The organism is Polaribacter sp. SA4-12 (assembly GCF_002163675.1).
Taxonomy (GTDB): Bacteria; Bacteroidota; Bacteroidia; order Flavobacteriales; family Flavobacteriaceae; genus Polaribacter.
Window position 1 is genome coordinate 321,299 of the sequence record NZ_CP019334.1, and the last position, 25,529, is coordinate 346,827.

Annotated in this window: 23 protein-coding genes and 1 riboswitch; of the genes, 7 read left to right on the forward strand and 16 right to left on the reverse strand. The window is 29.5% G+C overall.

Annotation, left to right across the window (positions count from 1 at the left end; genetic code table 11):
- Positions 1-37: 37 nt before the first annotated feature.
- From BTO07_RS01400 to lysA, 7 genes are all read right to left on the reverse strand, one after another.
- A complete protein-coding gene (locus BTO07_RS01400; protein WP_087519522.1) occupies positions 38-2,377 on the reverse strand; it encodes a DNA topoisomerase 3 in 2,340 nt (779 codons plus the stop codon).
- Positions 2,378-2,382: 5 nt separating this feature from the next.
- Positions 2,383-2,904: a hypothetical protein gene (locus BTO07_RS01405; RefSeq protein ID WP_087519523.1), complete on the reverse strand. Its 522-nt coding sequence runs from the start codon at positions 2,902-2,904 to the stop codon at positions 2,383-2,385.
- Positions 2,905-2,914: 10 nt separating this feature from the next.
- On the reverse strand, positions 2,915-3,091 hold the full coding sequence (locus tag BTO07_RS01410) for a hypothetical protein (RefSeq protein WP_232457068.1): 177 nt from the start codon (positions 3,089-3,091) through the stop codon (positions 2,915-2,917).
- Between the two features lie 79 nt (positions 3,092-3,170).
- On the reverse strand, positions 3,171-5,294 hold the full coding sequence (locus BTO07_RS01415) for a Tex family protein (protein WP_087519525.1): 2,124 nt from the start codon (positions 5,292-5,294) through the stop codon (positions 3,171-3,173).
- Positions 5,295-5,471: 177 nt separating this feature from the next.
- Positions 5,472-5,984: a GNAT family N-acetyltransferase gene (locus BTO07_RS01420; protein WP_087519526.1), complete on the reverse strand. Its 513-nt coding sequence runs from the start codon at positions 5,982-5,984 to the stop codon at positions 5,472-5,474.
- Between the two features lie 9 nt (positions 5,985-5,993).
- Complete coding sequence (locus tag BTO07_RS01425) at positions 5,994-6,605, reverse strand: fumarylacetoacetate hydrolase family protein (RefSeq protein WP_087519527.1); 612 nt, start codon at positions 6,603-6,605, stop codon at positions 5,994-5,996.
- 96 nt (positions 6,606-6,701) lie between these two features.
- Positions 6,702-7,958, reverse strand: a complete 1,257-nt coding sequence (lysA, locus tag BTO07_RS01430) for a diaminopimelate decarboxylase (RefSeq protein ID WP_087519528.1) — start codon at positions 7,956-7,958, stop codon at positions 6,702-6,704.
- A 222-nt stretch (positions 7,959-8,180) separates the two neighbouring features.
- Here lysA and BTO07_RS01435 point away from each other — a divergent pair, with 222 nt between their 5' ends.
- The 5 genes from BTO07_RS01435 (at position 8,181) to BTO07_RS01455 (ending at position 14,465) form a co-directional block, all read left to right on the forward strand.
- Positions 8,181-10,043 (forward strand): DNA topoisomerase IV subunit B, encoded by a 1,863-nt coding sequence (locus BTO07_RS01435; RefSeq protein ID WP_087519529.1) that lies wholly within the window; start codon positions 8,181-8,183, stop codon positions 10,041-10,043.
- Positions 10,030-10,224, forward strand: coding sequence for a hypothetical protein (locus BTO07_RS01440; protein ID WP_087519530.1), 195 nt, complete (start codon positions 10,030-10,032; stop codon positions 10,222-10,224). Before BTO07_RS01435 ends, BTO07_RS01440 begins: the two co-directional genes overlap by 14 nt.
- A 94-nt stretch (positions 10,225-10,318) precedes the next feature.
- Positions 10,319-10,858, forward strand: a complete 540-nt coding sequence (locus BTO07_RS01445; protein ID WP_087519531.1) for an ORF6N domain-containing protein — start codon at positions 10,319-10,321, stop codon at positions 10,856-10,858.
- 160 nt (positions 10,859-11,018) lie between these two features.
- Positions 11,019-13,772 (forward strand): DNA gyrase/topoisomerase IV subunit A, encoded by a 2,754-nt coding sequence (locus BTO07_RS01450; protein ID WP_087519532.1) that lies wholly within the window; start codon positions 11,019-11,021, stop codon positions 13,770-13,772.
- Between the two features lie 3 nt (positions 13,773-13,775).
- A complete protein-coding gene (locus BTO07_RS01455) occupies positions 13,776-14,465 on the forward strand; it encodes an aspartate/glutamate racemase family protein (RefSeq protein WP_087519533.1) in 690 nt (229 codons plus the stop codon).
- Positions 14,466-14,496: 31 nt separating this feature from the next.
- Here the strand turns inward: BTO07_RS01455 and BTO07_RS01460 are convergent, their stop codons facing one another.
- From BTO07_RS01460 to BTO07_RS01495, 8 genes are all read right to left on the reverse strand, one after another.
- Complete coding sequence (locus BTO07_RS01460; protein WP_087519534.1) at positions 14,497-15,057, reverse strand: hypothetical protein; 561 nt, start codon at positions 15,055-15,057, stop codon at positions 14,497-14,499.
- A 10-nt stretch (positions 15,058-15,067) separates the two neighbouring features.
- Positions 15,068-16,204, reverse strand: a complete 1,137-nt coding sequence (locus tag BTO07_RS01465) for an ABC transporter substrate-binding protein (RefSeq protein WP_087519535.1) — start codon at positions 16,202-16,204, stop codon at positions 15,068-15,070.
- Positions 16,201-17,241 carry a GMP reductase gene (locus BTO07_RS01470; RefSeq protein WP_087519536.1) on the reverse strand — a complete coding sequence of 347 codons (1,041 nt, stop codon included), beginning with the start codon at positions 17,239-17,241 and terminating at the stop codon, positions 16,201-16,203. The genes BTO07_RS01465 and BTO07_RS01470 overlap by 4 nt, the downstream gene beginning before the upstream one ends.
- Positions 17,242-17,384: 143 nt before the next feature.
- Complete coding sequence (locus tag BTO07_RS01475; RefSeq protein ID WP_087519537.1) at positions 17,385-18,497, reverse strand: ABC transporter substrate-binding protein; 1,113 nt, start codon at positions 18,495-18,497, stop codon at positions 17,385-17,387.
- A 1-nt stretch (position 18,498) separates the two neighbouring features.
- Positions 18,499-19,026, reverse strand: a complete 528-nt coding sequence (cobC, locus tag BTO07_RS01480) for an alpha-ribazole phosphatase (protein ID WP_087519538.1) — start codon at positions 19,024-19,026, stop codon at positions 18,499-18,501.
- Positions 19,011-19,778, reverse strand: a complete 768-nt coding sequence (locus BTO07_RS01485; protein WP_087519539.1) for an adenosylcobinamide-GDP ribazoletransferase — start codon at positions 19,776-19,778, stop codon at positions 19,011-19,013. The genes cobC and BTO07_RS01485 overlap by 16 nt, the downstream gene beginning before the upstream one ends.
- Positions 19,779-19,782: 4 nt before the next feature.
- Positions 19,783-20,820 carry a nicotinate-nucleotide--dimethylbenzimidazole phosphoribosyltransferase gene (cobT, locus tag BTO07_RS01490; protein WP_087519540.1) on the reverse strand — a complete coding sequence of 346 codons (1,038 nt, stop codon included), beginning with the start codon at positions 20,818-20,820 and terminating at the stop codon, positions 19,783-19,785.
- A gap of 3 nt (positions 20,821-20,823) precedes the next feature.
- Positions 20,824-21,327: a bifunctional adenosylcobinamide kinase/adenosylcobinamide-phosphate guanylyltransferase gene (locus tag BTO07_RS01495; RefSeq protein ID WP_087519541.1), complete on the reverse strand. Its 504-nt coding sequence runs from the start codon at positions 21,325-21,327 to the stop codon at positions 20,824-20,826.
- A 371-nt stretch (positions 21,328-21,698) separates the two neighbouring features.
- Positions 21,699-21,915, forward strand: a riboswitch (cobalamin riboswitch).
- Between the two features lie 30 nt (positions 21,916-21,945).
- Here BTO07_RS01495 and BTO07_RS01500 point away from each other — a divergent pair.
- On the forward strand, positions 21,946-23,814 hold the full coding sequence (locus BTO07_RS01500; RefSeq protein ID WP_087519542.1) for a TonB-dependent receptor domain-containing protein: 1,869 nt from the start codon (positions 21,946-21,948) through the stop codon (positions 23,812-23,814).
- A gap of 3 nt (positions 23,815-23,817) precedes the next feature.
- Positions 23,818-24,867, forward strand: coding sequence for a YncE family protein (locus BTO07_RS01505; RefSeq protein ID WP_087519543.1), 1,050 nt, complete (start codon positions 23,818-23,820; stop codon positions 24,865-24,867).
- Between the two features lie 210 nt (positions 24,868-25,077).
- Here the strand turns inward: BTO07_RS01505 and BTO07_RS17615 are convergent, their stop codons facing one another.
- The gene (locus BTO07_RS17615; protein ID WP_257789759.1) at positions 25,078-25,200 is read right to left on the reverse strand and encodes a hypothetical protein; all 123 of its coding nucleotides are present in this window, start codon (positions 25,198-25,200) and stop codon (positions 25,078-25,080) included.
- Positions 25,201-25,529: the final 329 nt, after the last annotated feature.

Below are 25,529 nucleotides of genomic sequence, written 5' to 3' on the forward strand. Positions count from 1 at the left end.
GAAGTTCTATTATGTTTTAAAATATTAAAAAGGTAAATTATTGACTAATAATCTTTAATACCAATTCTTTAGTCAATGGTTTTCCATTGGCTATTTTTTTGATGTTATCAAACGTAAAAACAAAATCGCAACCATTTTTGTAATTAGAACAACCATAAGCTGTTTTTCCTTTTAAAATAGTTCCTTTTTTACATTTCGGACACGTAATTTTATCAGAACTCTTCTCGACTGCGCTCGAAGTGACAGTTTGTTTTTTAGGTTCTAATTTTAAGCTGAAATTTTCATCAAAGCGTATCAATCCTTCAACTTTACCAGAATTTGTTGTAAATCCTTTTAAATTGGTTGTACAACCTTTGTCTATCAATCGAATTAATTGATTTTCAGAAACTTTCTTCCTGTAGATTTCAAAAGGAATTTTTAAATCGCAATTGTTTTTATATTCAGAACAACCAAAAGCAGAAGAACCTTTTATTAGCTTTCCTTTTTTACATTTCGGACAGGTTTTACCAACAACTTCTTTTTTCTTTTTGTCATTTCGACCTTGTGGAGAAATCTTTTGAGACTTATCAACTGCGCTCGAACTGACAGTTGAGTTAGAAGAAATTCGTTTTTTAGAAGTATTAGAACGTACTTCATAAACCAATTCATCTACCATTTTTTTCATATTATTTATGAAAGTTCCAGCATTGAATTCTCCTCGTTCAATTTCTTTTAAACGTTTTTCCCAACGTCCAGTTAATTCAGCAGATTTTAATAATTCGTTATCAATAATATTAATTAAATCAATACCTGTTTGAGTTGGTAAAACGAGTTTCTTTTTACGTTCAATATATTTTCTTCGGAATAAAGTCTCAATAATACTTGCTCTAGTAGAAGGTCTTCCAATTCCGTTTTCTTTCATTAACTCACGCAAATCATCATTATCAACTTGTTTTCCAGCAGTTTCCATTGCGCGTAATAAACTAGCTTCTGTAAAGTTTCTTGGAGGTTTTGTTTCCTTTTCTAAAAACGAAGGTTCGTGTGCTCCTTTTTCTCCTTTTACAAAGGAAGGCAATGTCATTTGTTCGTTTAATTCCTTTTTAATCTTGCTTTCTTCTGTTTCAAAAGCAACTCGCCAACCTTTGGTAAGAATTTCTTTTCCGGTTGTTTTAAAAGGAACATCAGCAGCTTTACCAATTACAGAAGTATTAGAAACATCAGAATCTGGATAAAAAACACCAATAAATCTTCGTGTAATTATATCGTAGACTTGTTGCTGATTGTATTGTAAATTTCCTTGAATTCCTGTAGGAATAATAGCGTGGTGATCTGTTACTTTTTTATCATCAAAAACACGTTTCGATTTCTTTATTTTCTGTCCTAAAAGCGGTTGTGTTAATGCACTGTAATTTGTCAATTTCGATAATATTCCTGCTATTTTAGGATATACATCATTTGGTAAAAAAGTAGTATCAACTCTTGGATACGTAACGACTTTCATTTCGTATAACTTCTGAACCATTTTAAGCGTTTCATCCGCAGAAAAACCAAACTTATTATTACAATACACTTGTAAACCAGTTAAATCAAACAGTTTTGGCGCGTATTCTTTACCTTTCTTTTTGGTAACAGAAACAATTTCAAAATCTGATTCTTTAACTTTATTCGCTAAAATTTGTCCATCTTCTTGTTTTAAAAAACGTCCATCTTCATAATTAAAAAGTGTATTTCTATAGGTAGTTTGTAATTCCCAATAAGGTTGAGGTTTAAAATTCTGAATTTCAACAAAACGATTTACCAACATTGCTAGGGTAGGAGTTTGCACTCTACCAACTGATAAAACTTGTTTATAACCACCAAATTTTACGGTGTATAAACGTGTTGCATTTAAACCTAAAAGCCAATCTCCAATGGCTCTTGAAAATCCTGCGTAATACAGATTATCATATTGTTCTGCAGGTTTTAAATTCTTAAAACCTTCTTTTATAGCTTCCTCTGTAAGAGAAGAAATCCATAAACGTTGTACTTCTCCTTTATAGCCACATTGGTTAATTACCCAACGTTGTATTAATTCTCCTTCTGTTCCCGCATCCCCACAATTAATAACAACAGTTGCTTTTTCGAATAAAGATTTTACAATATTAAATTGTTTTCTAATTCCTGCATCGCCTGTAACTTTCGTATCAAAACGTTCTGGAAGCATTGGTAAATTGTTCAAATCCCAACTTTTCCAATGAGGTTTATAATCTTTAGGTTCTAAAAGTGTGCATAAATGCCCAAAAGTGTAGGTTACTGCATAGCCATTTCCTTCGTAGAATCCATCACGTTTTGTGTTGGCTCCTAGAATATTAGCAATTTCTCTTGCTACACTTGGTTTCTCGGCAATACAGACTTTCATTTTTTTTATTGAAGGATTAAGTATTCAACATTTAAGATAGAAAATGAAACAATTTGAATAAGCTCTAGAGACTCTTCAGCTTCATAAGTAATAATACAGCTAGAGTTTGCTTCTAACTCTGAACAACCATCTTTAAAAGCATAAGAAGTTGTAAAACTATCATTATTTAATTTAGTAGTTAAATAAGGGAGTCCTTTTACTAAATCATTACTTAAATTGTTTATTTGAATTTTATATGATATTTTACTTGTGTTATTTCCAGTATCTGGAATAACATTTAACTCTAATACTTCATAAGAAAACTCTTCTAATCTAGGTAACTCAGTAATTGCTTCTGGAACATCAATTTCCGGAAAATCACAAGGAACTTCTTGAGTGATTTCTGGATAGTTAATTATACCATATTGAGATTGTAAATTAAATTCATACTGTACAATGATTGTTTTTGTACAGTCATCTTCAGACTCTGATTTACATGATAAAATAAGACAGAAAAGGAAAGAGAATAATAAAGCTATTTTTTTCATGTAGATTTTTTTAAGAAGTCGAAAGTACTAAAATTATAAATAAAACTATATAAAAAGCAAAACCAAAATATTTAAACTTTCTAGCTTCGATTAATTTATTTTCAAACCCAAATTTTTCAAAACGTTCTATTTCAGTATCATTAAATTCTTTTGTTGGAGGTATTCTAGAACCAAAGTTAAATGACATAAAAAAGAAACTTAATTTTTCAGACCTTGTTAATGGTTCCAATTTTCTTAATTCTATATTTTTTCTTTCTCTGTCATGTTTACTTCACCAAAGCCAATTGAATTCTTTTTCTTACAACATCAACTTCTAATACTTTTACAAGAATTTGCTGATTTAAAGACACAATTGTATTTACATCTTTTACAAAAGTATCTGATAAATTAGAAACGTGAATTAAACCACTTTCTTTAATTCCAATATCTACAAAACAACCAAAATTGGTAATATTATTTACAATTCCAGGTAAGATTTGTCCGCTTATTAAATCTGCAATTGTTTTAATATTTTGATCAAAAGAAAACATTTTTGCTTTTGCTCTTGGATCAACACCTGGTTTTTCTAATTCCTTAATAATATCTTCTAGCGTAGGTAAACCAATGGTTTCAGAAATATAATTTTTCAAAGTAATCTGTTGAAGAATTTCTTTATTTCCAATAAAGTCGGCAACTTTCTTTTTGTTGTCTTTCGCCATTTTATCAACCAAACCATAACTTTCTGGATGCACTCCAGAATCATCTAACAGATTCTTAGCATTTTTAATTCGTAAAAAACCAGCAGCTTGTTCAAACGCTTTTCCGCCTAAACGAGGTACTTTTTTGATGGCAGTTCTAGAAGTAAAAGAACCGTTTTCGTTTCTATAATTCACGATGTTTTCTGCAATTTTTGGTCCAATTCCAGAAACATAACTCAATAAAGATTCACTTGCTGTATTGATGTTTACACCAACCGTATTTACACAACTTTCTACAACTGTGTCTAAAGATTTTTTCAGTTTAGTTTGATCAACATCGTGCTGATATTGGCCAACTCCAATCGATTTTGCATCAATCTTTACCAATTCAGCCAAAGGATCTGCCAATCTTCGTCCAATAGAAACAGAACCACGAACAGTAACATCGTAATTAGGGAATTCATCTCTTGCTATTTTAGAAGCCGAATAAATTGAGGCGCCAGCTTCACTCACAACAAAAATTTCAATGTCATTCTTAAACTGAATTTTCTTTACTAATTGTTCCGTTTCTCTTGAAGCTGTTCCGTTTCCAATAGCAATGGCTTCAATTTTATAAGCATCAGCCAAAGAACTAATTTTCTGAATTGCTTCTATAGCATTGTTTTGTGGAGCGTGCGGATAAATATTCTCATTATGTACTAAATCTCCTTGTTCGTTTAAACAAACCACTTTACAACCAGATCTAAAACCTGGGTCGATTGCTAAAATTCTTTTCTCTCCCAACGGAGCGCCTAATAATAACTGCTTTAAGTTTTTAGCAAAAACAGTAATTGCAGCTTCATCTGCTTTTTCTTTTGCAATAGACAATGCTTCGTTAGATAAAGAAGGAAATAATAAACGTTTATAAGCATCAGCGATTGCCAATTCAATTTGTTCTGAACATTCATTTTTAGAACGAATAATTCGGTCTTCCATTTTCTGAAGTACTCTTTCCTTGTCAATTTCTATTTTAACACGAATAAAACCTTCGTTTTCTGCTCTTAAAATAGCTAATAATCTGTGCGATGGAATTCTGCTTAAAGATTCGTTCCAGTCAAAATAATCTTTGAATTTCTGAGCTTTTTCATTATCAATTTCTTTCTTAATTACTTTGGATGAAATTGTAGAATAACGTTCTAATTCTCGTCTAATATTATTTCTAATATCTGTTCGTTCGTTAATCCATTCTGCGATGATAAAACGAGCACCTTCTAAAACATCTTCAATGGTTTCAACTTCGTTGGATGTATATTTTGATGCAGTGTGTTCTAAATCATTTACACGCTGACTCATAACCATTTTTGCTAATGGTTCTAAACCTTGTAAACGTGCAGTTTCTGCTTTGGTTTTACGTTTCTTTTTAAAAGGTAAATACAAGTCTTCTAAAGAAGTTAAATCTCTAGAGCTGTTTACTTTTTGAGTTAATTCATCCGTTAAAACATTTTGTTCTTCTAATGCTTTTAAAATGGCTTTTTTTCGTTTTTCTAAGGCTTCAAAAAGTTCTTTAAATTTTACAATATCACCGATTTGAACTTCATCTAAATTACCAGTCATTTCCTTTCTATATCTTGATATAAAAGGAATTGTAGCATCTTCATTTAATAATGAAATGGTGTTTTCTACAGATTTTGAAGGAAGTTGAGTTTGCTGAATTATATATTGAAGGATTTGCATTTTTTTATTTGAATTTTATCAGAAAAAAGAAACCTCATAAAAATGAATTTATGAGGTTGCTAATATAATAGATTTTTGTCTCCTTGAGCGCAGTCGAAAGGTTAAAAAGTTCTTGAAACTTCGTTTGCTACTTTCAATCAAAAAAATATTTTGATTTCAGCAATGCTCGAACAGACATTAAGAAATTACTTTCTCAAAAGCCAATCTTTTTGCATTGTAATTAGTGTAAATAACGCCACAATATTTGTAACCCAATTTTTTAATTAAAGATTGCATTCCGATATTTTCTTCATGTGTATCAATCTTTAAACTTTCTATGTTTTTTTCTAATAACTGTAAATGAAATTCATGAAACATAAAAGTAGCCAAACCAAATTTTCTAAATTCTTTTTTGATTGCCATTCTATGAATAACACCATAAATTTTAGATTCATCGATAATCCAATTTCCATCAATAACTTTATAGGTTGGTTCTGGATTTGTGGTAAACATAGAAGTTGCTATTACTTGATTTTCATCATTTATAACAACATAACTTTCGCCTTTTAGAGTATCATTTTTTACTTGTTCAGTATTTGGATATCCGTTTTGCCATTGATCAATATTTTGAGAAGCTAAATACGTTTTAGCATCATCAATAATGATCATAATTTCAGGAATATCTTCAATTTTAGAAAGGCGGATTTTCATCAAAAAAAATTAAATCATTTTAAAATCTAATAGTAATTCACCATTAACAGAGCATTGTAAATGATCTCCTTTAAAGATTTTACCTTTACCAAGAGCAGGTGTTCCTGTAAAGATTAAATCTCCAGGTTGTAATGTCATGTATTCAGAAATAAACACAATAATATCAGCAAAATCATTAATCATAAATGCTGTATTACTTTTTTGTTTTTCTTCACCATTAATTTTTAAATCAAAATCAATATCTGCTAAATTATAATCAGAGACTGGTTTAAAACTAGAGATTGGTGCAGCACCATCAAAACCTTTTGCAAATTCCCAAGGGTGTTTTGTTTCTCTTGCATTTTTAAGAATATCTGTAGCAGTATAATCGATACCAACTGCAATTTCAGAAATGTAAGAGTTTGCTTCTTCTTTAGAAATATTTTTTCCTTCTTTTCCTATATTAACAACTAATTCAACTTCGTAAACTAATTCATTGGTAATGCTACTTGGGTATTCAACATCACAATTAACAGCTAAGCTAGATTCTGGTTTAGAGAAGATGAATTTTTTACCTTTCTTTTTTTCTTCAATGTCTTTTAAATCAGTAACGTAATTACTTCCTATACCTAATATTTTCATTTTTTAATATGTTTTTGTTCTTCAAGTAAAAGTAAAAAAAATCCACCAAAAAAACAGTAGTTTCTTGGTGGATTTAATATTGTTTATTTATAGTTTTTAAGCTTCTATATTTTCTTTAGCAGCAACTTTTTTAGACGTTTTATCACTAGATAAATCAACAACTACTTGGTTGTGTAGTAAATCTTGAATTGTTTGTCTTTTTCTAATTAAGTAATCTTCACCTTTATAAACCATAACTTCTGCAGGAATATAACGTGAGTTATAATTAGAAGCCATTGAGAAACAATAAGCACCAGCATTGTGGAAACATAAAACATCTTCTTCAGAAATTTCTGAAATTCTTCTGTTAGAAGCAAATGTATCTGTTTCGCAAATATAACCTACAACAGAATAATAACGATCTCTTCCTGTTGGATTTGAAATGTTTGTAATATGGTGATAAGAATCATACATCATTGGTCTTACTAAATGATTAAAGCCAGAATCTACATGTGCAAATACGGTAGAAGTTGTTTGTTTTACAACATTTACTTTTGCAAGAAAAGAACCCGCTTCAGAAACCAAAAATTTACCAGGTTCAAACATTAATGTAATGTCTTTTCCATATTCTACACAAAATTCATTGAATCTTTCTGATAATTGCAAACCTAATTGCTCAATATCTGTAGAAATATCTCCTTCTTTATAAGGTACTTTAAATCCACTTCCAAAATCGATAAAATCGATGTTTTCGAATTGTTTAGCAACATCAAATAAAATATCTGAAGCACGTAAAAAAGTATCGATATCTAAAATATCAGAACCTGTGTGCATGTGAATTCCATTGATATTCATCCCCGTATTTTCTACAACACGTTTAATATGTGGTACTTGGTGGATTGAGATTCCGAATTTAGAATCGATATGTCCAACAGAAATTTTAGAATTTCCACCTGCCATAATATGTGGGTTTATACGCACACAAACTGGAATGTCTGGATGTTTTTGTCCGAATTGTTCTAAAATAGAAAGGTTGTCAATATTAATTTGAACACCCAATTTTGCTACTTCTTCAATCTCTGTTAAAGAAACGCCATTTGGAGTATAAATAATGTCATGAGGTTCAATACCAGTTGTTAAACATAATTGTACTTCTTGATAAGAAACGGTGTCTAAACCAGAACCTAAATCTTTAAAGAACTTTAATATATTGATGTTAGAAAGTGCTTTTACAGCATAATTCAACTTTAAACTTTTAACGCTGCTAAAAGCATTTGTTAATCTGTTGTATTGCGATTCTATTTTATCTGTATCGTAAACATATAAAGGACTTCCGTATTTATTTGCTAACGCTGTAAGTTGTGAGTTTTCCACTTTATTTCATTTTATATCTGACGTCAAAAGTACTAAAATTGTTGAGTAAACAATCAATTGTTTAAAAATATAACATATTGTTTTTTTTTGTGATTTTTGCGTTTATAAGGTATAAAAAAACCGTTGAAATAATGTTGATAACTAATTAGCAGAGCTATTTTATTTTTGCTCGTTTAATGCTATTTTAGCAAGGCTTCAAACCTACTAACAGTAAGAGATTTCATGAGTCAAGAAACAAAATATACAGAAGATAATATCAGGTCTTTAGACTGGAAAGAGCATATAAGAATGCGTCCAGGAATGTACATTGGTAAATTAGGAGATGGTTCTTCTGCGGATGATGGAATCTACATTCTTGTGAAAGAAGTTTTAGATAATTCCATTGACGAATATGTAATGGGAGCTGGTAAAAATATCGAAATTTCTATACAAGGAAGTAAAGTTACAGTTAGAGATTACGGACGTGGAATCCCTTTAGGGAAAGTAGTTGACGTGGTTTCTAAAATGAATACTGGTGGTAAATATGATTCAAAAGCATTTAAAAAATCGGTAGGTTTAAATGGAGTTGGTACAAAAGCAGTAAATGCACTTTCATCGTTTTTTAGAGTAGAATCTTCACGTGATGGAAAATCAGCTTCAGCAGAATTTAGTCAAGGAAACTTAGAAAATCAAGAATTTTTAGAAGAATCTTCAAGAAGAAAAGGAACAAAAGTTTCTTTTATTCCTGATGAAGCCATTTTTAAGAATTACAAATACAGAAATGAATATGTAGCAAAAATGCTAAAGTATTATGTGTATTTGAACCCTGGATTGACCATTATTTTTAATGGAGAAAAATTCTTTTCAGAAAATGGATTGAAAGATTTATTGGAAGATAACAACAATAAGGATGATATGTTGTATCCAATAATTCATTTAAAAGGCGATGATATAGAAGTTGCCATAACGCATAGTAAAACACAATACTCAGAAGAATATCATTCTTTTGTAAACGGACAACATACAACACAGGGAGGAACGCATCAAGCTGCATTTAGAGAATCTGTTGTAAAAACAATTCGTGAATTTTATGGTAAAAACTTTGAAGCTTCTGATGTTCGAAAATCTATTATTTCTGCAGTTGCTATTAAAGTAATGGAGCCCATTTTTGAAAGTCAGACAAAAACAAAATTAGGTTCTACAGAAATGGGAGGAGACTTACCAACTGTAAGAACGTATATTAATGATTTTGTAAAAACAAAGCTTGATAATTATCTGCATAGAAATACAGATGTTGCAGATAGTCTTCATAGAAAAATTGTTCAAGCAGAGAAAGAAAGAAAAGAACTTTCTGGAATTCGAAAATTAGCAAAAGACAGAGCTAAAAAATCGAGTTTACATAATAAAAAATTAAGAGATTGTAGAGTCCATTTAGGTGATATAAAGAAAGAAGCTCATTTAAATTCAACTTTATTTATTACAGAGGGAGATTCCGCTTCTGGTTCTATTACCAAATCTAGAAACGTAAATACACAAGCTGTTTTTAGTTTAAAAGGGAAGCCTTTAAATTCTTACGGTTTAAGTAAGAAGATTGTGTATGAAAATGAGGAATTTAATCTTTTGCAAGCAGCTTTAAATATAGAAGACGGTTTAGAAGATTTACGTTATAACAATATTGTAATTGCAACAGATGCCGATGTCGATGGAATGCACATTCGTTTGTTGTTAATTACATTTTTCTTACAGTTTTTTCCAGAGTTGATAAAAGAAGGACATTTATATATTTTAGAAACGCCATTATTTAGAGTTCGTAATAAGAAACAAACATTTTATTGTTATTCTCAAGAAGAAAAACAAGTAGCGATTGGTAAATTAAGAGGAAAACCAGAAATAACTCGATTTAAAGGTTTGGGTGAGATTTCACCTAATGAATTTGTACATTTTATTGGTGATGACATTCGTTTAGATCCTGTAATGCTAGACAAAGAAATGTCTATTGAAAGTATGTTAGAATTCTATATGGGAAAAAACACACCTGATAGACAGAAATTTATTATTGAGAATTTAAAAGTAGAGTTGGATACGATAGAAGATGAAGAAATATAATAAAAAGTTAATTAAGAATATTTTTACAGTAGTATTCGTTTTGGTATTAATATTCTGGTTGTTTCAAATTGATTGGAATAATTTTTCTAGTAGAGCAAATTCAGGAGCTTTCTTTGGCGTTTTAGCAGGTGCACTGTTTATCATTTCATTGCAAATTAAAAATAAAGTACCAAAAGAGTAAGCGTGAATATTGGAGGTCACAATTTGTGAGCTCCAATTTAGAGAAAAGGAAAATCAACTTGAAGTCGCAATTAGCGTCCTCAAGATTATAAAAAATGAAAGAAGAAGAAAGTTTATTAATTCCTGATGAGATTATTACTAACAAAATCTATTTGATTCGAAATCAAAAAGTAATGTTAGATAGCCATTTAGCGGAATTATATCAAGTAGAAACAAAAGTATTGAAAAGACAAGTTCGTAGGAATATAAATCGTTTTCCGGATGATTTTATGTTTGAAATCACAAAAGAAGAATACGAATCTTTAAGGAGTCAATTTGGCACCTTAAAAAGAGGAGAGCATTCAAAATATCTTCCAATAGTCTTTACAGAACAAGGAGTTGCTATGTTATCGAGTGTTTTAAATAGCGATAGAGCAATTGCAGTGAATATTAAAATTATTAGAATTTTCTCTAAAATGAGAGAATTATTAACTGATAATGTAAGTTTACGATTAGAAATAGAAGAAATTAAAAAGAAAGTGACCAATCAAAGTAAAAATATAGAATTAGTATTTTCGTATTTAGATGAATTGATTGAAAAGAAAGAAGAGAAAACAGAAAGAACAAAAATTGGGTTTAAAAAGGATAAAGGTTAAAAGCAAATAGTTAGCAGATAGTTTTGCGTTAGGGATTGAAGTGGAAATCCTTTTTTATTTTTCATAAAAAAGATTACAACGTAAAGCCTGACCTTTTTAGGGAACGCCCAAATAAAGAAATAGACAGTTAAACGATTAAACAATTAAACGTTTAAAAAGAATGAGTGAAGAAATAAACGAAAACGAACACGAAGAAGAATTAAATAATTTAGAAGAACAATCTGATGAGTTAAATAATCAGACGGATTCTGTAGAAACCATTACCAAAGTTACAGGAATGTACAAGGAGTGGTTTTTAGATTATGCTTCGTATGTAATTTTAGAAAGAGCAGTACCTTCTTTAGAAGACGGATTAAAACCTGTGCAGCGTAGAATAATGCATTCTATGAAAGATTTAGATGATGGACGTTACAATAAAGTAGCGAATATTGTTGGTCATACCATGCAATATCACCCACATGGTGATGCTTCTATTGCTGATGCTATGGTGCAAATTGGTCAGAAAGAATTACTGATTGATATGCAAGGAAACTGGGGTAATATCTTAACTGGAGATCGTGCAGCGGCATCAAGATATATTGAAGCTCGTTTATCAAAATTTGCATTAGACGTTGTTTTTAATCCAAAAACTACGGATTGGAAAATGTCTTATGATGGTAGAAGAAAAGAACCGATTGATTTACCTGTAAAGTTTCCATTATTATTGGCGCAAGGAGCAGAAGGAATTGCGGTAGGTTTATCAACCAAAGTATTGCCACATAATTTTATTGAACTGATTGATGCTTCTATCAAATATTTAAAAGGAAGAAGTTTTAGAATATTACCAGATTTTTTAACGGGTGGAATTGCAGATTTTACCAATTATAATGATGGAGTTCGTGGAGGAAAAGTACGTGTTCGTGCTAAAATTGCGCAACTAGATAAGAAAACGTTGGTTATTAATGAAATTCCGTTTTCTACCACAACTACAACTTTAATTGATAGTATTTTAAAAGCGAATGATAAAGGGAAGATTAAGATAAAAAAAATTGAAGATAATACGGCTGCAGAAGTAGAAATATTAGTGCATTTGCCTCCAAATGTTTCTCCGGATAAATCGATTGACGCTTTGTATGCTTTTACAAATTGCGAAACGTCTATTTCTCCTTTATCTTGTACTATTGAAGACAATAAACCTGTTTTTGTTGGTGTTTCTGAAATGCTAAAACATTCTACAGATTTAACGGTTGATTTGTTAAAGAAAGAATTAGAAATTCAGTTAAACGAATTAGAAGAACAATGGCATTTTTCATCTTTAGAAAGAATTTTTATTGAGAATAGAATCTATCGAGATATTGAAGAAGAAGAAACTTGGGATGGCGTAATTGAGGCGATTGATAAAGGATTAAAACCACATATTAAACATTTAAAACGTGCAATTACTGTTGAGGATATTACACGTTTAACAGAAATTAGAATTAAGAAAATATCAAAATTTGATATTGATAAAGCGAAACAATTTATAGAAGGTTTAGAAGAGAAAATAGCAGTTGTAAAAGATCATTTAGCAAACCTAATTGAATATGCTGTAAATTATTTTAAACGCTTAAAAGAAACCTACGGAAAAGGAAAAGAGCGTAAAACCGAAATTAGAATTTTTGATGATATTGTTGCCTCAAAAGTGGCAATGAATAACGCAAAACTCTATGTAAATAGAGAAGAAGGTTTTATTGGTACTTCTTTAAAAAGAGATGAGTTTGTTACAGATTGTTCTGATATTGATGATATTATTATCTTTAGAAGAGATGGTGTAATGACTGTAACAAAAATAGATTCTAAAACCTTTGTGGGTAAAGATATTATTCATGTTGCTGTCTTTAAAAAGAAAGATAAAAGAACGGTTTATAATTTTATGTATAAAGATGGTGCAAAAGGACCTTCTTATATGAAACGTTTTAATGTTACCTCTGTTACAAGAGATAAAGAATACGATTTAACCAACGGAAATAAAGGTTCTAAAGTTTTATATTTTACAGCAAATTTAAATGGAGAAGCAGAAGTTGTTAGTATAAACTTGCGATCTGTTGGTAGTGTTAAGAAATTGAAATGGGATATTGATTTTGCTGATTTATCAGTAAAAGGAAGAGCGGTTAGAGGAAATTTAATTACAAAACATACTATTAAATCTGTAGATTTTAAATCTGAAGGAGTTTCTACCTTAAAGCCTCGTAAAATTTGGTTTGATGATGCTGTTCAGCGTTTAAATGTTGATGAAAGAGGAGAGTTGTTAGGAGAGTTTAGAGCAGAAGATAAATTATTGATTATTACTCAAAGTGGAAAAGCAAAAGCTGTAAAGCCAGATTTAGCAATGCATTTTGATGATGATATGATTGTTTTAGAAAAATGGAAACCTAATAAACCTATTTCTGCCATTTATTTTGATGGAGAAAAAGAGCGTTATTATGTAAAGCGTTTTTTAATGGATACAGCAGACAAAGAAGAAACTTTTATTTCGGAGCATCCAAAATCGCAATTAGAAATAGTGTCAACAGATTATAGACCACTTGCAGAAATTCAATATTCTAAAAGAAGTTTAGAAAACGAAGAAGTTAATTTTGAAGAATTTATTGCTATTAAAGGAATTAAAGCTCAAGGAAATCAATTAACTACAGATAAAATTAAGAACGTAAATTTATTAGAGTCTTTACATTTTGAAGAACCAGTAGAAGAAATTACAGAAGAAATTGAGGTTGTAGATGAAGAAGTTATTGAAGAATTATTGCCAATTGATATTCCTGTAATTACGACTAATAAACCTGTTTTAGAAGAACTTTCTGCCGCAGAAAAAGCGCAAATAGCTTTGAGAAAATCGATTGCAAGAAAGAAAGCAGAAGAGAAGAAAAAATCTGACGAGGACCAAACAAAGTTGTTTTAAAATATGAAAAAAATAGGATTAATAGGAGGAATAACTCCAGAGTCTACCATTTTATATTACCGAATTTTAAATCAATTAAATTCGAATAATTTAGGACAACCTCATTCTGCAGAAGTTGTGATTAACTCATTTGATTTCGGTAAAATTGCTCAACTTCAAAAAGAAAATAGATGGGATTTGTTAAATGATATTATGGCAGAAGCCGGTAAGAATCTAGAAAATGCTGGCGCTAATTGTATTTTAATCTGTGCAAATACCATGCATTTATGTATAGATGCAGTTAGAAATGTAGTTACAATTCCTGTGATTCATATTGCTGAAGCAACATCAAAAAGTATTATTGAAAAGAAGCTTAAAAAAGTAGCTTTATTAGGAACAAAATATACAATGGAAAAAGATTTTTTTATTGATATTTTGACATCCTTTGGTATAGAAACAATTATTCCTGAATTAGAAGATAGAGATATTATTCATACTATAATTTATGATGAACTTTCTTTAGGTGAAATGAATCCTGTTTCAAAAGAGAAGTATTTAAAAATTATAGATAGATTGATTAAAAGTGGAGCAGAAGGTATTATTTTAGGATGTACAGAAATTCCTTTATTAATACAACAAGAAGATGTTGCTGTTCCTGTTTTTGATACTACAACAATTCATGCTACTGCTGCTTTTGAGTTTTCAACGAAATAACATCAGCATAATATTACTTAAAACTAAATGATTAATAGCTTTTACTAATAAAAGGAGTTTCTTTAAAACCAGTTACTTTATTGATTAGAATTGTGGCTGTAAAAAAATAGTTGCAAAGTAAATTTGCGAATTTTGGTAAAATATCTGCAACTTCTTTGTTCTCATTATTGTGGATAATTACCATTAATCTAATTGCTTTTTTAGAAATCGAAGAACACTGATTCAATATTCCTACAGGAGATTTTCCTCCTGGTAAAACAAAGCTAGAAATAGCATCTTCAACAACTATTTTCATATTTCTATAATGATCTAATAATTGTTGATGATCATTTTCTGTAATAGCAAGTTTTCCTCTAATAGAACCGTTAAGATGATAACAAAGAGGCAATAACCAATCTAGTTCTTGTCCTAGGTTTTCTAAATCTTTACTATTAGGATATTCTAATTTTAATATTGAAAGTTCATCAATAGCCCAAGCAACCATACGTGTAAGTTGGTCCGTTTCTATTTCATAATCACAAAGAGAAGACTCTTCATACATAAAAGGATAACAAAGCTCATCAATATTAGATTTTGGTCTTAGTTTTTTCATAAAAAACAACTTAATTTAATTTTCTGTAGAAAGTAAATTCATATTCTTTGAGTAATTCTGGTTGTACAATTTTAATCAAGTCTTTTAAGACTAAATCAGGTCTAGTAGGAGCTAATTCATAATAAATAATACCGCCCGTTTTACCTTTTAAACTTATTGGTGTATAAATGTTATCGTTCTTAAAAGCATCGAATTCTGTATATAAAGGATTGCTTTTTATCAATTGTTCTTTTGTTGTATAATGAGCAGGAGCAAGCCAAAGATCTGCATTTTGTCCTTTATCAAAAACACTTTCAAAACTTAAAGATAAACTTCCTTTTCCTTTGGTATCTTTCCATAGATACTTAAAGTTTGCATCTTTAAAGAAGGTAGCAACAAAACTTTCACCTCCTGGTAAATTCCAAATATCTTTGCTCATAATAGCACCAGAAAGAATTGTAGGTTTTTTATCAGATTTTAAAGCAATTTTTTTAGCGTCTAAATAATTACTTTCTATAACTTTAAAAATACTGTCAGCTTGTTTTTCTTTATCAAATAAAACGCCAAAAAACTTAATCCACTCTGCTCTTCCTAATGGAGTTTCTTCTAGCCAATCTCCATTATACATTACAGGAATTCCTGCTTTTTGAATGGTGGTTAAAGATTTATCTGCAGATGAAATACTATAACCAACAACTAATTCTGGTTGTAAATCTAATAGAATTTCGGTATTTAAAGAAGTTTCTTTTCCAACCTCAGTAATTTTTCCTGCATCAATTAAGGCTCTTGTTTTTTCTGAAGAAACAAATTTAGAATATGGAAAACCAACAATTGCAGTCTCTTCATTCAATAACTCTAACATAGGTATGTGAGTTGTTGAGGTTACTACTATTTTTTCAATTGGAACTTCAATATTTAAGTCTGTATACTTAATATTTTTGGTAGAATTTTTATTATGAATTTCATATTCAAATATATCATCAGAATTTTGATAACTAGCTTTTATTATTAGTTTTTTTGTTCCATTATCATTTATAATGTCAAAACCTTTTGCATATTTAATGGTACTTTCTGATTGTACTTTTTTATCAACTTTAACAACTTCTTTTTTACAAGAAATAGAGATCAATAAGAATAATAAAATCGGAATTAAATTTACTTTTTTCATTTCGTATACACTTGATTTTCTTGTTCTTGAACTCTAATAAAAGTGGTTCTTTTTGTTAAGTTTTTTAATCTACTAGCTCCAACATAAGTACATGTAGACCTAATTCCTCCTAAAATATCTATAATGGTATCATCTACATTTCCTCTAAAAGGAATTTCAACAGTTTTTCCTTCGGATGCTCTGTAATTTGCAACACCACCAACATGTTTTGTCATTGCTGTTTCTGAACTCATTCCGTAGAAAATTTTGAATTTCTCTCCATCTTTTTCAATCAATTTCCCACCACTTTCTGTGTGACCAGCAAGCATTCCTCCAAGCATAACAAAATCTGCAGCTCCACCAAAAGCTTTAGAGATATCTCCAGGAGTTTTACAACCACCATCAGAAATAATTTGCCCTCCCATACCGTGAGCTGCATCTGCACATTCTATAATTGCAGATAATTGTGGATAACCAACGCCTGTTTTTACACGAGTTGTGCAAACAGAACCTGGACCAATACCAACTTTAATGATATCTGCACCTGCTAATAATAATTCTTCCACCATTTCTCCTGTAACAACATTACCAGCAATAATTACTTTATTTGGATGGTTTTTACGCATTTTTTTGACAAAATCTACAAAATGTTCTGAGTATCCGTTAGCAACATCAACACAAATAAAATTTATTTGAGGGAATTCAGATAAAATTTGTTTTACTTTTTCTGAATCATCTTTACCTGTTCCTGTACTTACAGCAATATTCTTTAATGTTTTTTCATCAGCTTTTGATGCAAATTCTTTCCATTCATCCAAAGAATAATGTTTATGAATTGCTGTAAAAAGATTGTGTTTCCCTAAAGTTTCTGCCATTTCAAAAGTACCAACAGTATCCATGTTTGCAGCCATAATCGGTATTCCTTTCCAAACAACATCACTATGTAAAAAAGTAAATTCTCTTTCTAAAGTTACTTGTGAACGAGATTTTAATGTAGATCGTTTTGGGCGAATCATAACATCTTTAAAACCTAATTTTAACTCATTTTCTATTCTCATTTCTTACAATTTAATTAAGTGATAAAGGTATTAAATTTGGAAACGATTTTACAAGATTGTTTGTAAAAATCATTTTAATTTGAATAAAAAAAGGAATGCTATTTAAATAAAGAGCTATAACTTAAAGTTATTAAATAGAACTTCTAATTCATTTTCTCAAAGAAAGTCAAGGTGTAATTAGGCAACAAATCTGGATTTGTAATTTTAATAATGTCTTTTAAAACCAAATCGGGTCTTGTTGGAGATTTTTCAAAATAAATAAGACCTCCAGTTGCTCCTTTTTTTGTTGCATATGTGTAAATTTCTTTTTCTTTAAAAGCAGTAAATGAATTGTAATATTGGTTAGACCTTAACATGTCTTCTTTATTCTCAAATAAACCACAACCAATCCAGAATGTAGCATCTTTTCCTTTGTCTAAAACGCTTTCAATACTTAAAGGTAAACTACCATTTCCTTTCGTGTTTTTCCATAAGTAGTTTGTATTTGCATCTTTAAAATAGGTAGCAATAAAGCTTTCTCCAGCAGGCATATACCAAGTGTCTTTAAATAAATTTCCAGATATAATTGAAGGAAATCCCCCCCCTTTTAAAGCTATTTTTTTAACAGCTAAATAATTGTTTTCAATAATATTAAAAAGGCTATCAGCTTCTTTTTCTTTGTTAAATAAAACACCAAAAAACTTTACCCATTCTGCGCGTCCTAATGCTGTTTCTTCTAGCCAATCTCCGTTGTAAATAACAGGAATTCCGTTTCTCTCAATTGTTTTATATGATTTATTATTTCCATTTAACCCAAAACCAATTACAAGCTCAGGAGCTAATTCTATTAACCTTTCTGTATTAATAGTTTGTTCATTACCAAGTTCTATGATTTTGCTATCTGCAATTCGTTTTCTTGTTTTTTCTGATGAAATAAAATTTGTTTGTGGAAATCCTTTTAAAAAATTTTCAGTACCAATTTGTTCTAACATTGCTATGTGTGTAGTACTTGTTACCACAATGTTTTTAATTGGTATTTTCAATTCATTTTTACTAAGATCTGTTTTATTACCAAGTAGGTATGTAAATTCGTGTTTCGCGTTTTGATAAGGTTTTTTAATGATTAATTTTTTTTGATTACCAATTGTAACGATATCAAATCCTTTAGCATATTTTATGGTGCTTTTTACAGATTTATTTACTGTTTTTTGATCCGACTTATTTTGACAAGAAAAAAAGAAACTACTTATAATTAAGAGCGATAAAATGTGTTTCATTTTAATATTTTATTTCTAAAACCTGTGAATATTGTAATTTTAAATCAAAGGATTTTTCTAATGAAGTTTTTTTGATAAAAGAATATAAGCTTCTAATAACACCAGCATGCGTTATAATAACAACTTTTTTATGCTTTTGTTTGGCTATATCTAATAAGAAATCAGTAGTTCTGGCATGTAAATCTAAATAAGATTCTCCATTTGTAGTGGCGACCTTTACAAAGTTATTCATCCAATGATCTAATTCTTCTTTATTGATATCGTTCCAATTTTGTAACTCCCAATCTCCAAAATCTAACTCTTTTAGGCGATCATCAAAAATGACTTTATTTGAAAGCTTTTCTGCTAGTTTTTTACATCTTTTAAGTGGACTACTATAGTAAATGATTTCATCATTATTTACAGATACCTCCTTAATAATAGGTTTTATTTCCTCTAAAAAAGTATCAGTAATATCAAGGTCAGCCTGTCCATAACAAATTCCTTTTGCTATTTTAGGAGTTGTGTGTCTAATTAGTATAATTTCCATAAAACAAGTATAAAAAGATAAAAAACAACTTCAGCAACTTGCTGTAAAGCACCAGCACAATCACCAGTTTGACCACCAATCCATTTCTTAAAAAAGCCTCCTAAATACCAATACGATATTAATAATGGTAAAAGGCTTAGAAAAACCCAATAATTTTTAAAAAATAAAAGTGGTAAAATTCCAAAAAAGAAAGAAATTGCTAAAGATTTTGGACTCATTTGAGTTGTTGTTGGTTTTATTTTAGAACTATCAATATCTCTAACATAAGGATGTGTGTAGAGTAGGATAGTAGCTATAAAACGACTAATTGCATGACCAGAAATAATAAGGAGTGGAATATTTATAGTAGAAACGCTTAATGCTTCTATTGCTAAAAATTTTAAAATCAGAATAGAAAATAACCCAATAACACCAAAAGTTCCTAATCTAGAATCTTTCATTATTATTAAAATTTTTTCTTTGGTCCAACCACCACCAAAACCATCGCAACTATCTGCAAAACCATCTTCATGAAAAGCTCCGGTTGTCCAAACAGAAGCAATCATACTTAATGCAATAGCAATTTCTATAGTAAAAAGAAACGTTGATATGTAATAAACAAGAGCAGCAATTGATCCTACTAAAATACCAACTAAAGAAAAATATCTATTACTTTTATTTAGTGTTTCTGACGAATGATTTACCCATTTAGGACAAGGTATCCTTGTAAAGAAAAGTATTGCAGTTAAAAAATAATGGATTTCTTTTTTCATAGATTTAAGCTTCACTTACATTAGCACTTTCAAAAGTTGCCATTTCATTTAAAAATTGAACAGAAGATTTTATAATAGGAAATGCAACTGCAGCACCAGTACCTTCTCCCAAACGTAAACCTAAATTTAAAACAGGTTTTACCTTTAGAAAATCTAATACTTTTTGATGTCCTTGTTCACCAGATGTATGCGTAAAAACACAATAATCTAATACATTTTTATCAATAGCATTTGCCGCTAATAATGCAGATGTAACAATAAAACCATCTATTAAAATAGTCATTTTTAAAGCAGCAGCTTCTAAAATAGCGCCAGCAATCATTACAATTTCGAAACCACCAAAAGTTGCGAGTGCTTCTGTTGGCGAGTCTATATTTTTTATATGTTTTTGGTAAACCTCTTTTAAAATTGTCTTTTTTTGTTGAAGACCTTTATCATCTAATCCAGTTCCTTTTCCAACACAATCTTCAATATTAATTGCTGTAAAATAACTCATTAAAAGTGCAGCAGAAGAAGTATTTCCAATTCCCATTTCACCAAAACCAATCGTATTACAGTTTTTATGAAACAATGTATTTACAATTTCTTTTCCTTTTTCTAAGGTTGAATTACATTGCTCAGTTGTCATGGCTTTTTCTAAAGAAAAATCCTTTGTTCCCTTTGCAATTTTTGCTGAAATTAATTCATTATTTTGATCAAAATCGACATTTACACCGGCATCAACAATTTTTAAATTGATACTATTTTGTTTGCAAAAAACATTAATTGCTGCGCCACCATTTAAAAAATTGAACACCATTTGTTGTGTTACTTCTTGTGGATATGGGCTTACACCTTTCGTTTTTGTAATTCCATGATCTCCTGCAAACACAACAATTGTTGGTTCTGTAATTTTTGGAGTTAGTGTGTTTTGTATGCTTCCTATTTTAATTGCAATAGTTTCTAAAAGTCCTAAAGAACCTAAAGGTTTTGTTTTAAAATCTATTTTTTTTTGAAGTGCTATTTGTATTTCTTTACAAAGAGGTTTAATTGTTGAAGTCATGTTTTATTTTAATTTTAGAGGTAATCCAGAAACCATAAAAGTGGCTTTGTTGGCTTTGTTTGCAATAAATTGATTTACCCAACCTTGTAGTTCTGTAAACTTTCTACCAGATTCGGTTGTAGCATGTAATCCCATGCCTATTTCGTTAGAAATAATGATGATGTTGGCATCTATTTCTACTAATTTTTCTATTTCTATTTTGGCTAGTTTTAAACATTCTTCAATATCATATTTTGTGTCAACATAAAAATTTGTTAGCCACAAAGTAACACAGTCTATAACTACAGTTGCTTTATCAGGAATAACTGCACTAATATTTTTTTCTTCTTCAATGGTTGTCCAGCGTTCATCTCTATCAGAAATATGTCTTTTTACTCTTGCTTTAAAGTCTTCGTCCCAAATTCTAGAAGTTGCCAAATAATAAGGATTTTTAGAAATGTCTTCCGCCATTTTTTGAGCAAAACTACTTTTGCCAGAACGTTCTCCTCCAGAAATATAATGAATCATAATTTTAAAAATATATAAATGCAAAGGTTAGAAACATTTCTTTAAAAAGTAAAGGATATTTTAATTACTATGTAAAACTATTGATTTAAAAATACTTAAAAATGATTTTTTCTCTTTTGGTTTAAAGGGAAACTAAAGGGTTTGTGATATCGATTTATAAGAAATTATAGTGGAATTACTTTTTAGATAAAATAAGTTCTTATCGTTGTAAGTTAGAATACAGGTTTTTTCTGCTCAAATAATCTTCTGCGAATACTTTATTAAATTGAATACAATGTTTCTCTAAAATGATTTATTCAGAACTGTTAAAAATAGTTAAATAATTAGCATATAAATTTAAAAATAGTGGTTTTTAATTATTAAAATAATCTACATTTGCAGAAAATTAGGGTTTTGTTCTTTCTGAGAACAAATTAAAAGGGAATTCGGTTAAATACCGAAGCTGTTCCCGCAACTGTAAGTTTATGCTGAATTTATTTCAGCACTTCATTAGAAGATGTTATTAGCTCTTTTACCACTGACATATATGTTGGGAAGGTATAATAACATAAAGCAAGCCAGGAGACCTGCCTCGATTTTTAAACAATTAAAACTTTCGGGATAAAGGTTAAATGGATTATGAAGAAACACTTACTTTTTACAACTTTTTTTGTTATTACACATGCTATTTTGGCTCAAAACGATTCTATAAGAACAGTTTTGAAAGAAATTATTGTTGTTGCTGATAAAAAAATAGAAAACTCTAAAGGATATAAAATTCAGGTATTAAACGATTCTATTATCACTAAAAATACAGAATCATTTACTTCACTTTTACGTTTTAACTCTTTAATTTATTTAAAAGAATATGGCTCTGGAGGTACAAGTACAGCTAGTTTTAGAGGTACAAGTTCTTCTAATACAGCTGTTATTTGGAACGGGATAAATATAAATTCTGTTAATAATGGTCAAACAGGTTTTAACTCATTAACTGTTAGTTTATTTGATGCGATTGATGTTAGAAGCGGAGGAGGAAGTATTGAGTATGGTTCTGGTGCTGTTGGTGGTACAATCCATTTAAATGATCAATTATTATACAAGTCTAAGAAAGTAATTGTGAATCAATTTGTGGGTTCAATAGGTAGTTTTAGCACTTATAATACTTTATATAAGTTTAAATTATCTACAGAAAAGTTAGCCTTAAAATTAGGAATGTCTTATAATGAATCTGAAAATGATTATAAATTATTAGGTACCGATTTAAAAAACTTTAATGGTGCATATAATAACTTCAATATGAGTATTGGGTTAGCTTATAAGTTTAATCCAAAATCACAACTTAAATTTTATAGTACAAGTTATGTGGGTAAACGTTTGTTTTCTGGAGAGTTACCAAATCCATCAGGAGCAAATGATAAATACAAAGATTTCAATAATAGAAATCTCCTAGTGTATAATTATCAGAATAATAAGTTTAATCACGAATTGAAATTAGCTTTTTTAACGCAAGAATATCAGTTTTTTGATAATAAATTAGTAGATGATTTTAATTTTGGAAAATCGAAACGTTATTTGATTAATTATGATGTAGCTTATAAAATTTCATCAATAAATGCGAAGATAACATCCTATTCTGAGTATGAATCTGTTTTTGGTAAAACAGATCAAATTAGAGAAAAAAATAGAAGACAGTTTTCACAATCATTTATCTATAATCAAAATATTTTAAATACAGTTTTCTTTGATTTAAAGGTGAGAAAAGACTTTAATTCTGATTATAATGTTCCTAATAGTTATTCTTTAGGGATGAAAGCCAAGGTGCTTAAAAATATTTCTTTGAGAGCGAATGCCTCTAAAAATTATAGAGTACCAACTTACAATGATTTGTATTGGCCAGGTCAAGGAAACGTAAATTTAATTCCAGAAACAGCAGTTCAGGGTGAGTTTGCAGTAATTTATAAGAAAAAGAAATTTTCTGCAGATTTGGGAGTATTTTACATTTCTGCTAAAGATAAAATTGTTTGGACACCAAATGGAGATTCTAGTAGACCAGGTATATGGACGCCAATTAACCTTTCTAATGTAGCAAACAAAGGAGTAGAACTTAGTCTTTCTTATGCTAAAAACTATAACAATCATTTTATTGATTTTAGAGCAAATTATAGTTACACCGAAGCTAAAGATAAAGATACTCAAAGGTTTTTAATTTTTGTACCTAAACATCTGTTTAATGGAAGTTTTGGGTATTCTCATAAAAGAATCAGTTTTTTCTATCAACAATTATTCACAGGAGAAATTTTTACTACAGAAAGTAATTCTAAAGATTTTATGCTTCCTAGTTTTTTTGTTGGAAACCTTGGAGGAGATTATAGAATTACAAAAAACATAAAAAAAGAAATTACGATTGGTTTTAAAATTAATAATGTGTTCGACAAAAATTATGTTACGCAACCAAGAAGACCAATGCCAAACAGAAACTTTAATTTAAATATAAACTATAAATTTTAAACAATGAGAATTAATAAATTACTAGCAGCCTTAGTATTTGGAGCAATTGCATTTACTTCATGTACAGATGACTCACCAAGTTTACCAAGAGGTGATTATGATGGAGGAGTATTAATTAGTGGAGAAGGTAGTGGTGCTGGTACAGGTTCTGTTTCTTTTGTATCTGATGATTATGAAACTGCAGAAAATACAATTTACAAAAAAGTAAATTCGACAGAATTAGGAACTTATTTACAATCAATGGCTTTTGATACTGATAACGCTTTTATTGTTGTAGATAACCAGAACACGATTACTGTTGTTGATCGATATTCATTTATAAAAGAAGCTACAATTTCTGAAGAACTAGCAACTCCTAGGTTTATGACAGTTGCAGATAACAAAGGGTATGTTACAAACTGGGGTACAACGGAAGCTTATGTTGCTGTTTACGATCTTACTAGTTATGATTTTATCAAGAAAATAAACATTGGTAGTGGGCCAGAAAGAATTATTGAAAGTAATGGAAAATTATATGTTTCTCACAAAGGAGGTTGGGGATCTAATAATATAATTTCTGTAATTGATATTGCCACAGAAGGTGTAGAAGAAATTACTGTAAGCGATAAACCAGATGAAATGTTCTTTAATAACAATGGACAATTAGTTGTTTTATCAGAAGGAGCTGTTCAATATGATGCTAGCTGGAGTGTTATTGGTAATACAATAGGAAGTATTATTACAATAAATGTTTCTAACAATACAATTGTTAGTGAATTAGATTTTGCAAGTGGAGAACATCCTTCTTTAATGGTATTAGAAAATAATACAATTTATTATGCTTTAAGTGGTAAAATTTATTCTATAGACGTAGATGCTACTAGTTTATCTACTACAGAAATAGTTACTGCAGAAGGTTATTTATACGGAATTGAAGTAGAAGGTAATTCATTATTTACTTTAAACGCAAGTTTTACTGATGAAAGCACGCTTAATGTGTTTGATATTACTACTAAAGTAAAGACTCAAACGAAGTCTGTTGCAATAGGAGCTTCAAAAATATATTTTAATTAAGAAAAATCTTTTGAAAAAGGAAAGTATGTGACGTCCTGAAATAGCGTTACAAAGTTAATAAACTAAAGGTAGTGATTTTATATCACTGCCTTTTTTGATTTTATTGATGCATTTGATTAGGAGTGAGCATATAATTAGATAAATGTTGCCTAAAATTATTGTATATTTTTATATCATTTTGCACTATCTTTTTTTTAATTTTGTATTATACTAATCAATATTGAATTCTTGTTTTATTATTCCATTTATTCTTTCTGTAATTGTATTTTCATAAGAATCATATTGTTCAGCTATTCTTGGTATTATTTTATTCTTATCTAATAATATTGACATCCCATTTCTGATTGTCTATTGATAATCAAAGTTACTAGACTCTTTTAATCAAGTGAGAATAGTAGAAGCAGTATTGAATTCCGTACTTATTTAAAGCTCTTGTTATGGTTAATAATCATTGTTATATTTCTTGAACAATCTGTAGTTTTAAACTTAAACTGTAATCCTTTTGTGTTTGCTTTTTGTAATTTGAATCTTGTATCTCAATAAGTAAATAGTGTTAAATGTGACACTATTTCAGGTCGAGACGATTTATAAAGTAAAAACTCGTTCAAGAAATTGAACGAGTTTTTTTATGGATTTGAGTGAGAGCGTTAGGGATTGAAGTA